The organism is Actinomadura sp. 7K534 (assembly GCF_004348575.1).
Taxonomy (GTDB): Bacteria; Actinomycetota; Actinomycetes; order Streptosporangiales; family Streptosporangiaceae; genus Spirillospora; species Spirillospora livida.
The window spans coordinates 1-10,833 of record NZ_SMKB01000237.1; the positions used below are offsets into that span (position 1 = coordinate 1).

10 protein-coding genes are annotated in these 10,833 nt (G+C 72.9%); 3 read left to right on the plus strand and 7 right to left on the minus strand.

From position 1 onward, the window contains the following. A partial coding sequence (locus E1266_RS30655; RefSeq protein ID WP_207946007.1) for an acyl-CoA dehydrogenase family protein occupies positions 1 to 146 on the minus strand: 146 nt, incomplete at its 3' end. Between the two features lie 114 nt (positions 147 to 260). Between E1266_RS30655 and E1266_RS30660 the strand changes: the two genes are divergently transcribed. Both E1266_RS30660 and E1266_RS30665 read left to right on the plus strand, forming a co-directional pair. Then, complete coding sequence (locus E1266_RS30660) at positions 261 to 1,595, plus strand: UDP-glucose/GDP-mannose dehydrogenase family protein (RefSeq protein ID WP_132052986.1); 1,335 nt, start codon at positions 261 to 263, stop codon at positions 1,593 to 1,595. A 37-nt stretch (positions 1,596 to 1,632) separates the two neighbouring features. Then, positions 1,633 to 2,052, plus strand: a complete 420-nt coding sequence (locus tag E1266_RS30665; protein WP_132052988.1) for a CoA-binding protein — start codon at positions 1,633 to 1,635, stop codon at positions 2,050 to 2,052. Positions 2,053 to 2,077: 25 nt separating this feature from the next. Here E1266_RS30665 and purE read toward each other — a convergent pair whose 3' ends face one another. Both purE and E1266_RS30675 read right to left on the minus strand, forming a co-directional pair. Beyond that, entirely contained in the window at positions 2,078 to 2,581 is a 504-nt protein-coding gene (purE, locus tag E1266_RS30670) for a 5-(carboxyamino)imidazole ribonucleotide mutase (RefSeq protein ID WP_132052990.1), read from the minus strand. After that, the gene (locus E1266_RS30675; RefSeq protein ID WP_279436364.1) at positions 2,578 to 3,792 is read right to left on the minus strand and encodes a 5-(carboxyamino)imidazole ribonucleotide synthase; all 1,215 of its coding nucleotides are present in this window, start codon (positions 3,790 to 3,792) and stop codon (positions 2,578 to 2,580) included. The genes purE and E1266_RS30675 overlap by 4 nt, the downstream gene beginning before the upstream one ends. A 223-nt stretch (positions 3,793 to 4,015) precedes the next feature. Between E1266_RS30675 and E1266_RS30680 the strand changes: the two genes are divergently transcribed. After that, a complete protein-coding gene (locus tag E1266_RS30680) occupies positions 4,016 to 4,603 on the plus strand; it encodes a GtrA family protein (protein WP_243719086.1) in 588 nt (195 codons plus the stop codon). Here the strand turns inward: E1266_RS30680 and E1266_RS30685 are convergent. The 4 genes from E1266_RS30685 to treY all read right to left on the minus strand — a co-directional run. Then, positions 4,600 to 5,871, minus strand: coding sequence for an ATP-binding protein (locus E1266_RS30685; protein ID WP_132052994.1), 1,272 nt, complete (start codon positions 5,869 to 5,871; stop codon positions 4,600 to 4,602). The genes E1266_RS30680 and E1266_RS30685 overlap by 4 nt on opposite strands. 97 nt (positions 5,872 to 5,968) lie before the next feature. Next, positions 5,969 to 6,640 carry a response regulator transcription factor gene (locus E1266_RS30690; protein WP_131951643.1) on the minus strand — a complete coding sequence of 224 codons (672 nt, stop codon included), beginning with the start codon at positions 6,638 to 6,640 and terminating at the stop codon, positions 5,969 to 5,971. A gap of 151 nt (positions 6,641 to 6,791) precedes the next feature. Beyond that, positions 6,792 to 8,597, minus strand: coding sequence for a malto-oligosyltrehalose trehalohydrolase (gene treZ / locus E1266_RS30695; protein WP_132052996.1), 1,806 nt, complete (start codon positions 8,595 to 8,597; stop codon positions 6,792 to 6,794). A gap of 7 nt (positions 8,598 to 8,604) precedes the next feature. Beyond that, a partial coding sequence (treY, locus tag E1266_RS30700; protein WP_347876758.1) for a malto-oligosyltrehalose synthase occupies positions 8,605 to 10,833 on the minus strand: 2,229 nt, incomplete at its 5' end.

Consider the following 10,833-nt stretch of genomic DNA (forward strand, 5'->3'; position numbering starts at 1 on the left):
GCGTCCAGCGCCTCCCGCGGGAACCGCGACTCCTCGTCCACCTCCGCCGCGAAAGGAGCGATCTTGGCATCGGCCAGCTCACGCACCGTCCGCCGCAGCAGCTCATGCTCCTCCGACGGCGCGTACGCGGGAAAGTCTGCACTCATGGCCGGAATGCTACCGGCCAGTACACTCGCGCGGTCGGTGCACGGACCAGCCCGCAGCGGGCACCTTGGGAATGAGGCCGCTAGTCGGCGACAGCGAAGCGAGAGGAGCCGGCCTTGTCCTACCGGCTGACGGTCATCGGAACGGGGTACCTCGGCGCCACCCACGCGGCCTGCATGGCCGACCTGGGGTTCGAGGTCCTCGGCCTCGACGTGGACGAGGAGCGGATCGCCCGGCTCGCGGCCGGCGACCTGCCGTTCTTCGAGCCGGGCCTGGAGCCCGTGCTGCGCCGGGGGCTGGAGAGCGGGCGGCTGCGGTTCACGTCGTCCTACAAGGAGGCCGCGGACTTCGGCGACGTGCACTTCCTGTGCGTCGGGACCCCGCAGAAGGCCGGTGAGTACGCGGCCGACCTCGCCTTCGTGGACGACGCGGTCAACTCGCTCGCGCCGCTGCTGGAGCGGCCGTGCCTGGTCGTCGGCAAGTCCACCGTCCCGGTCGGGACCGCGGCGCGGCTGGCCGAGACGATGGCGCGGACGGCCCCGGTCGGCGGGGACGCCGTCCTCGCCTGGAACCCCGAGTTCCTGCGGGAGGGCTTCGCCGTCCAGGACACCCTGCACCCGGACCGGATCGTCGTCGGCCTGCCGCCCGACCAGGGCGCCGCCGAGCACGCGGAGAAGGTGCTGCGGGAGATCTACCGGTCGATGATCGCGCACGGCACCCCGTTCATCACCTGCGACTACGCGACCTCCGAGTTGGTCAAGGTGTCGGCGAACGCGTTCCTCGCCACCAAGATCTCCTTCATCAACGCGATGGCGGAGGTCTGCGAGGCGGCGCACGCCGACGTGACGAAGCTCTCGGAGGCGCTGTCCTACGACGACCGGATCGGCGGCAAGTTCCTCGGCCCCGGGCTCGGCTTCGGCGGCGGCTGCCTGCCGAAGGACATCCGCGCGTTCATGGCCCGCGCCGGGGAGCTGGGCGCCGACCAGGCGCTGACGTTCCTGCGCGAGGTCGACGAGATCAACATCCGGCGGCGGATCCGGATGGTGGACCTGGCCCGGCAGATGCTCGGCGGGTCGTTCGACGGGCGGACGGTCGGCGTCCTCGGCGCGGCGTTCAAGCCGAACTCCGACGACGTCCGCGACTCCCCGGCCCTGGACGTGGCGGCGTCCATACGCGCGCAGGGCGCCGAGGTGACCGTGTACGACCCGCAGGCCATGGGGAACGCCCGCCGCGCCCAGCCGGACCTGGAGTACGGCGAGTCGGCCCTGTCCGCGGCGCGCGGCGCCCACGTCGTGCTGCTGCTGACCGAGTGGGCCGAGTTCCGGGACATGGACCCGGACTCGCTCGCGGCGGTCGTCGCCGAGCGCAACATCGTGGACGGGCGCAACGCGCTGGATCCCGAGAAGTGGCGCGCCGCGGGCTGGACCTACCGGGCGCTCGGCCGTCCCTGAGCGGAAGCAACCGGCCGGGCGGGCTGTTGTCCTGAACATGTCTGATGCCTACGCCGACCAGGCCGTGATCCGCCGGCTGCTCAACGAGTCCAGGACCTGGGCGTTCGTCGGCCTCGGCGACAACCCGTCGCGCGAGGTCTACGAGCAGGCCCGGCTGCTGCAGCAGCGCGGGAAGCGGATCGTCCCCGTCCATCCGGCGGCCCGGGAGGTGCTCGGCGAGCGGGGCTACGCGTCCCTGGCCGAGGTCCCCGACGCGTCCGAGGTCGACGTCGTCGGCGTCTACCGCCGCGCCGAGCACGCCGGGGAGGCGGTGGACGAGGCGATCGCGGCGGGCGCGAAGGCGGTGTGGCTGCCGCTCCAGGTGATCGACGAGGCCGCGGCGCGGCGCGCGAAGGACGCCGGGCTCGACGTCGTCATGAACCGCTGCCCGGCGGTCGAGTGGGCCCTGCGGCGCTGACGGCGCCTCCGCGGCGCGCGGCCGCTCAGAGGCTCTCGCGGAGCCGCGCGCCCTTCGCCTTGGCCTGCCCGTAGAGGTCCTGCTGGAAGACCTTCATCTTCGCCCGGAGCCCGTCGTCGGACGCGGCCAGGATGCGCACGGCCAGCAGCCCCGCGTTGCGGGCGGCCCCCACCGCGACCGTGGCGACCGGGACCCCGGCGGGCATCTGCACGATCGAGAGCAGCGAGTCCATGCCGTCGAGGTGCTTCAGCGGGACGGGCACGCCGATCACCGGCAGCGGCGTCACCGACGCGAGCATGCCCGGCAGGTGGGCGGCGCCGCCCGCGCCCGCGATGATCACACGGAGGCCGCGGGCCGCCGCCTCCTCCCCGTAGGCGATCATGTCGTGCGGCATCCGGTGCGCGGACACGACGTCGGCCTCGTGGGGGACGCCGAACTCCGCGAGCGCCTCGGCGGCGCCCTTCATCACGGGCCAGTCCGAGTCGCTGCCCATCACCACGCCGACGACCGGCTCGGCCTCGTCACTCATCTGCGTTCCTTCATCTCGGGCCCCCACCGCAGGAAATCCGCGGCATGGCGGGCGCGTTTGCGGACGTCCGCGAGGTCGTCGCCGAGCGCGGTCACGTGGCCGATCTTGCGGCCGGGCCGCGGCTCCTTGCCGTACATGTGCACCTTGACGGCCGGGTCGTGGGCCATCACGTGGAAGTAGCGGGAGTAGACGTCCGGGTCGTCCCCGCCGAGCACGTTGGCCATGACCGTGTAGCGCGCGGTGGGCTCGGTCGAGCCGAGGGGCAGGTCGAGGACGGCCCTGAGGTGCTGCTCGAACTGGGACGTCCGGGCGCCCTCGATCGTCCAGTGCCCCGAGTTGTGCGGGCGCATCGCCAGCTCGTTCACCAGCAGGCCCTCGTCGGTCTCGAACAGCTCGACCGCGAGGAGGCCGACGACGCCGAGCTCCCCGGCGATGCTCAGGGCGAGGCGCTGCGCCTCCGCGGCGAGGTCGCCCGGCAGGCCCGGCGCCGGCGAGACGACCTCGGTGCAGATGCCGCCCTCCTGGACGGTCTCCACGATCGGGTACGCGGCGCCCTGCCCGTACGGGGAGCGCGCGACCAGCGCCGCCAGCTCCCGCCTGAACGGGACGTACTGCTCGGCCATGAGGTCGACGCCCTCCCCCAGCAGCCGCCGGACGAGGTCGCCGCCGGCGCCGTCCAGGTCTTCGACGAGCCAGACGCCCTTGCCGTCGTAGCCGCCGCGGGTGGCCTTGAGGACGACCGGCCACCCGTGCTCGCGGGCGAACCCGTCCAGGAACTCCAGCGGTTCCGACGGGGGGACGTGCGCGTACGCCGGGCACGGGACGCCCAGCTTGCCGAGCCGGTCGCGCATGACGAGCTTGTCCTGGGCGTGCGCGAGGGCCGCCGAGCCGGGACGGCACGCCTTGCCCGCGGCCTCCAGCTCCCGGATGTGCGGGCCGGGGACGTGCTCGTGGTCGAAGGTCACGACGTCGCAGCCCTCGGCGAACGCCTTGAGGTCGTCGCGGGCGCGGTCGTCGCCGACCTGGACCCCGGACACGACCTTGGCCGCCGAGTCGTCCGCCGCCCCGGTGAGCACGCGCAGCGACACGCCGAGCCCGATCGCCGCCTGCTGCGTCATCCGGGCCAGCTGCCCCCCGCCCGCCATCCCGACGACGGGAACCCCCCGGCGCCGCGGTGGTCGGCGAGGGGGTCGCTGAGGTGGTTCTGTCACGTCAGAAGGCTACCGGGCGGCCGGGACGAACGAATCACGCGCCCGCGGCGTCGTACCGTGTGTGGGCCACCCGACAATGGGCAAGGAACGCACGGACAGTGTGAAACGTTCACGTTCCGACGTCTCCGGGGCGACGGGCGTCTATTCTCGTGATGCCTCCGCAGTAGCCGCCGCGCCGTCGGCCGCGGCGCACCGCCGAAGTCCGGAAGGACGGTTCCCCTTCGTGAGCCTGGTCGCGAATCTCCATCGGCAGTTCGAGCACCTCGTGCGCGAACTCGCGAAGTTCGGCAGCGTGGGCGCCATCGCGTTCGTCATCACGGTCGTGATCGGCAACGGGCTGCACAGCGGGATGGGCGTGGGGCCGCTGACGTCCAACGGCGTCGCGACGGTGGTCGCGACGACGTTCGCGTACCTGGCGAACCGCTACTGGACGTTCCGGCACCGCGACCGCACCGGGCTCGGCCGCGAGTACGTCCTGTTCTTCGCGCTGAACGGCGTCGGCCTGGTCATCACGGAGCTGTTCATCGGCTTCACGCACTACGTGCTGGGGCTCACCGGGCCGCTCTCGTACAACATCTCGCTGGTGATCGGCACCGGGGTGGCGTCGCTGTTCCGCTTCTGGTCGTACAAGAAGTGGGTGTTCCTGCCGGCGAGCGCGCCGCCGGTCGACCCCGCGTCCGGGCTGCCGGAGGCGCCGCCCGCGCTCGCCTCCGACGGGCCCGGCATCCACCGGGCGAACGGGCACGCCGCCGCGTCCCCGCGCCTCGGCCACCCGCTCGACTCCCACGCCGAGGACTACGCGGAGCTCTAGGCAGGGCCCATCACGACGCGCTCCTCGGCGAGGCGCACCTCGGCGACCTGGCGGAGGTGGACGCCGAACACCGCCGGGCGCGCCTGGATCAGCTCCAGCCGGTTGCCGTCCACCGTGGCCAGGGACCGGGCCAGGTAGAGCCCGAGCCCGGTGCCGCGGCCGCCGCTGATGCTCCGCTCGAAGATCCGCGGCTCCAGCTCGGGCGGGATGCCCTCGCCCTCGTCGCCGACCTCGACCAGCACCGAGCTCGCGTACGGCCTGGTGCGGATGGTCACGGTGCCCGCCCCGTGCATGAGCGAGTTGTCGAGCAGCGTCGCGATGATCTGGGAGAGGCCCTCCGGGTTGGTCATGCCGACGAGGTCCCGCTCCCCGATGACCCGCACGTCCCGGCCGGCCCGGCGGAAGATGGGCCGCCACTCCTCGGCCTGCTGCGCGATGATCTCGTCGATGGGCGAGGCGACGGCGGCGCCCGTCCGGTCGTGCCGGGCGCGGGACAGCAGCTGCTCGACGACCGCGACGAGGCGCTCGGTCTGCGCGACGGCCGCGGCGCCCTCCTCCCGGACGACGTCCGGGTACTCGGCGGCGTCGATCATCTCCTCCAGCCGCATGGACAGCGCGGTCAGCGGCGTGCGGAGCTGGTGGCTGGCGTCGGACGCGAACTCGCGGCTGTTGGCCAGCAGGTCGGCGATCCGGACGGCGCTGCGGTCCAGGACCTCGGCGACCCGGTCGACCTCCGGGATGCCGTAGCGGCGGCGGCGCGGCCGGGCGTTGCCGCTGCCGAGCCGGTCGGCGGTCTCGGCGAGGTCGACCAGCGGCAGCGTCAGCTTGCGGGCCTGCACCATCGCCAGCCCGACGGTGACGGCGACGCCGAGCAGGGCGAGGCTGCCGATGAGCAGCATCAGCCGCAGCGCGTCGGCGCCGACCTCGGCCTCCGGCCGCGACACGCGCACCCGGACACCGCCCTGGGTGGCGGTGGCGGTGAGCGCGGAACCGGCCCGCGGCGGCCCGGCGGTGAGCGTCCGGCCGTCCGGCAGGACGATCGAGATGTGCCGCCCCGGGTACTCCCGCGCGACCACCTCGCCGGTGAGGGGCCGCTGCGCCACCAGGCTGTAGGCGACGCCGTCGGCGATGGCGGACGCCTCGCGTTCCAGGGACCGGGCGGCCTCCTCGTGGACGAGCTTGTGTGCGGCGTAGGCGAGGGGTATGCCGAGCATCAGGATCGCGACCACCGCCACCGCGAGCGTCGACAGCAGGAGTCGGCGCCTCATCAGGGCTCCTTCGAGGGTGGGGCCACGGACGTGCGCTACCGCGCCCGGGGCCTCTCGGGAAGGCCCCGGGTGGTCTCACCCGGCCGTGGCGGCGGAGCTAGTCGCCGCGTTCGAACCGGAAGCCGACGCCCCGCACGGTCGTGATGTAGCGGGGGCTGCCGGCGTCGTCGCCGAGCTTGCGGCGCAGCCAGGAAATGTGCATGTCGAGCGTCTTCGTGGAACCCCACCAGTTGGTGTCCCACACCTCGCGCATGATCTGTTCGCGGGTCACGACCTTGCCCGCGTCCCGGACGAGGACGCGCAGCAGGTCGAACTCCTTGGTGGTCAGCTGGAGCTCGTGGTCGCCCATCCAGGCGCGGCGCGACTCGGCGTCGATCCGCACCCCCTGGACGATCGGGGTCTCGGTGCTGCCCCGGCGCAGCAGCGCGCGCACCCGGGCGAGCAGCTCGGCCAGCCGGAACGGCTTGGTCACGTAGTCGTCGGCGCCCGCGTCGAGCCCGACGACGGTGTCGACCTCGTCGGCCCGGGCGGTCAGGATCAGGATGGGAACGCCGTGCCCCTCGGCCCGTACCCTGCGGGCCACCTCCAGGCCGTCCAGTTCCGGGAGGCCGAGGTCCAGGACGATGAGGTCCACACCACCGCCGAGCGCCCGCTCCAGGGCCTGCGGGCCGTCCGGGCTGACTTCGACGGTGTACCCCTCGCGCCGCAGCGCGCGGGCGAGAGGCTCGGAGATGGACGTGTCGTCCTCGGCGAGCAGTACTGAGGTCATGGGTCGATCGTAAGACCATTCTTGAACATTGCCCGGCATGCGCCGCGCTCTTGACCTGCGGTTTGCCACTCGTAGTACATCCACGAATACACCTTCTTCGGCGAAACCTGGACGCACTTCTCAACACACCCGGCACGGGAGGCGCCCGGGGTCACCCGAACACGCCCACGGTCCCGCCCGGCAGCACCGCGGACGCCTCAACAGAATCGCCCAAATTGTCAAAGTCGAGGCGAATTGCCGGATCCGAGGCGAGCAGCAGCCGGGGGCGGGCCGCCGCCGGAGCCGGGACCGGGACAGGGACCGAGACGGGGAGCACCAGCGGGAGCGTCCCGAAGTTCGCCGCGACGCACACCCCGCCGCGCCGCATCAGCAGCCAGCGCGCCTCGCCGTCGCCGCACTCGACCGCCGTCCCGGTGAGCCGCGGGTCGTTCAGCTCGGGCCGCGACCGGCGCAGCGCGAGCAGCGCCCGGTGCCATTCGAGCAGGTCGCGGTGGTGCGGCCGGTCGGGCTCCGACCAGTCGAGGACGGAGGCCCGGTAGGTTTCCACAGCCTGTGGATCGGGGACCGCGCCGGTCCAGCCGTGCCGCGCGAACTCCCGGCGGCGCCCCTCGCTCACCGCGCGGGCCAGTTCCGGGTCCTGGTGGTCGGTGAAGTAGCACCACGGGGTGGACGCGCCCCACTCCTCGCCCATGAAGAGCATGGGCGTGAAGGGTGCGAGCAGGAGCACCGCAGCGCCGACCTTGAGCATCGCCGGGGAGATTCCCGAGGATTCCAGGACGGTGCCGATCCGGTCGCCCGCGGCGCGATTCCCCACCTGGTCGTGGTTTTGCAGAAAGCCGAGGAACCGGTGCGCGGGCGTCTCCTGGACGTTGACCGGACGCCCGTGGTGCCGTCCCCGGTAAGTCGACATGGTCCCGTCGTGGACGAAGACCTTCGTGAGCGCCTTCTTGAGCGTCTCCATAGAGCCGAAGTCGCAGTAATAGCCCTGCCGCTCGCCGGTGAGCGCGGCGTGCAGGGCGTGGTGGAAGTCGTCGCTCCACTGCGCGTCAAGCCCATATCCGCCCGCCTCCCTGGGCGTCACAAGGCGCGGGTCGTTCAGGTCGGATTCGGCGATGAGGAACAGGTGCCGTCCAAGGTGCGCGGAAAGGCCCGCCACCGATCGCGACAGCTCTTCGAGAATGTGCACCGCGCCGTGGTCGGTGATGGCGTGGACGGCGTCGAGGCGGAGCCCGTCGAAGTGGTAGTCGCGCAACCACATCAACGCGTTCTGCACGACGAACGCGCGGACCTCGTCCGACCCCTCCTGGTCGAAATTCACCGCGTCGCCCCATGGCGTGGCGTGGGCGCTGGTGAAGTACGGCCCGTAGTCGCCGAGGCGGTTCCCGTCCGGCCCGAGGTGGTTGTAGACGACGTCCAGGACCACGGCCAGGCCGCGTGCGTGGGCGGCGTCCACGAAGCGCTTCAGCCCGTCAGGGCCGCCGTACGGTTCGTGGGGCGCCCAGAGGTGGACCCCGTCGTACCCCCAGCCTTGGTGGCCCGGGAAGGCGGCGACCGGCAGCAGTTCCACCACGTCGATGCCGAGGGCCACCAGGTGGTCGAGCCGCTCGGCGGCCGCGTCGAACGTCCCCTCGGGCGTGAACGTGCCCACGTGCATCTCGTACAGGACGCTCCCCGCGAGGGGGCGGCCGTGCCAGTGCTGGTCCGTCCACGCGAAACGGTCGTGGTCGTAGGCGCGGCTGGGGCCATGGACGCCGTGCGGCTGCCATGGCGAGCGCGGGTCGGGCAGTGCCTCTTCCGCGGCGTCCAGGGCGAAGGCGTAGTCGGTCCCGTGCCCGGCGTCCGCGACTTCTGTCCCCCACCAGCCCGGACGTCCCTCCAGGGGCTCCATGGGGTGGCGTGCGCCGCCGGCCACGAGGTCCGCACGGCCGGCGGACGGTGCCCAGACCTCGAACCTCATGAAACGCTCACCGGTCGATCTCCCGGGGTACGAGCAGCGCGACGGGCAGGTGCTCGAAGACGCGGTCGGCGTCCAGGACCGGGCCCATGTGCGTGCAGCCGGTCAGCACGTCCCGCCAGCCCTGCTGGACGACGTCCACCGTCGTCTGGCGCCAGCCGCCGCGGCGCTCCAGCCCCACCGGCAACCGGGTGGCGAGCGCGACCGCGTCGCCGCGGGCGAACCCGACGACATGCCCGGCGGCGGGTCCGCGGGAGGCGATCGGCTCGTGCCGGGCGCCCGGCCCGAACCATTCGGGGTGGGCCCTGCGCAGCCGCAGCGTCCGCGAGGTGACCAGCAGCTTCTCGTCGTCGACGTCCTTGGCCGGGCGGCCGGTGTCGAGCCGCTGGAGCCGCTCGCGGCGCCGCCCGTAGTCGACCGGGCGCCGGTTGTCGGGGTCGACGAGCGCCAGCCCGGTCAGCTCGCAGCCCTGGTAGACGTCCGGAACGCCCGGCATCGCCAACTGGACGAGCTTCTGCCCGAGCGTGTTGACCCGGGCGCAGGGCGCGAGCTTCGCCACGAACGCGGTCAGGTCGGTGACGAGGTCGGGGTTGGCCAGCACGGAGCGCGCGTGATCGAGGACGGCCTCCTCATAGGCGGGATCCCCATCGACCCACGCGGTGCGGGTCTTGGCCTCGCGCATCGCCTTGGTGAGGAACTCCTCCAGGCGGCCGATGGTGATGGGCCAGGCGCCGACGAGCGTCTGCCAGAACAGGTATTCGAGGTCCGGTTCCATCGGCGACCGGTCGGGCCCCCACTGGCGCCAGCGGTCCATTGCCTCCGCCCACTCGGTCGGCATCTCCGACAGGACCGCCAGCCAGGCGCGGACGTCTTCTTCCCGCTTGGTGTCGTGCGTGGACAGCGTCGTCATCGTGGACGGCCAGTCCCGGGCGACCCTGATGCAGTACGAGTGGAAGTCCTCCGGGCTCACGGAGAAGCGCGCCGGGTCGCCGCCGACCTCGTTCAGCGCGGCCATGCGGTTCCACCGGTAGAAGGCCGTGTCCTCGACGCCCTTGGCCGCCAGCGGAGCCGAGGTCTGCTGGAACCGCACGATGAACTCGGCGTCGGTGCGTTCCCCGCGTCCGAGGGCGAGGTCCACCACCGTCTCCAGGTCGCCGTGCAGTTCAGCTGGCAAATGCGCTCGTGCGCGGCCGGCGGCCTCGTTCAGGACATCCACGGCCTGCTGGGGCGCGTCCTCCCCCGGCACGACGTAGGCGCGGTAGACGGGCATGGCGACGAGCAGTTCGACCAGGGCCCGCTCCAGGCCCGGACGGCGCTCGCCCACGATCCGCTGGAGAACGCGCAGGAGCCGGTCGATCTCGGGTTTCAGGCCGTGCGTCGCGGCGTGGCGGCGGGCCTCGTGCTCCACCTCCGCGAAGTCGGCCGGGCCTCCGGTGACCGACACGTAGTGGTCGGTGAGCGGCTTCTCCCCGGCCGGGTCGACGAACAGGCCGCCGACCATGCCGAGCGAGTCGTAGCCGGTGGTGCCCGCGCACGGCCAGTCCGGCGGCAGCCGCTCCTCCCCCTCGGTGATCTTCTCGACCAGCAGCCAGGCGCCGGGGGCCGCCTCCGCCAGCCGCCGCAGGTAGCCGCGCGGGTCGGCGAGCCCGTCGGGATGGTCGACGCGCAGGCCGTGGACGTGGCCGTCCGCGACCAGGTTCAGCAGCAGCGCGTGCGTGCGCTCGAAGACCTCGGGGTCCTCCTGCCGGAGCCCGATCAAACCGGAGATGTCGAAGAACCGGCGGTAGTTGGGCTCGCCCTCGCCGGGCAGGACGATCCGGCCGCCGCCCGCCTCCCAGTCGATGTCGAACCACCTGGCGTACGGCGAGGCGGGCCCCTCCGCCAGGACGGCGGTGAGCGGCAGGTTCAGGTCCCGCGGCTCCGGGATCGCCATGTGGTTCGGGACGACGTCGGCCAGCACCCGCAGCCCGTGGGCGCGGAACCGGGCCGCCATGGCGCCGAACGCCTCGGCACCGCCCAGCTCGTCCGCCAGGCGGGAGTGGTCGACCACGTCGTAGCCGTGCGCGGAGCCGGGAGCGGCCCGCAGCACCGGCGACAGGTAGACGTGGGACACGCCCAGGGACGCCAGGTAGGGGGCGAGCGCGGCGGCCTCCGCGAAGCCGAAGTGCTCTTCGGGCGTCCCGCGCAGCTGGAGCCGGTAGGTGCCGGACGGGGGTGCGGCGGCCCCGTCCTCGGCGGG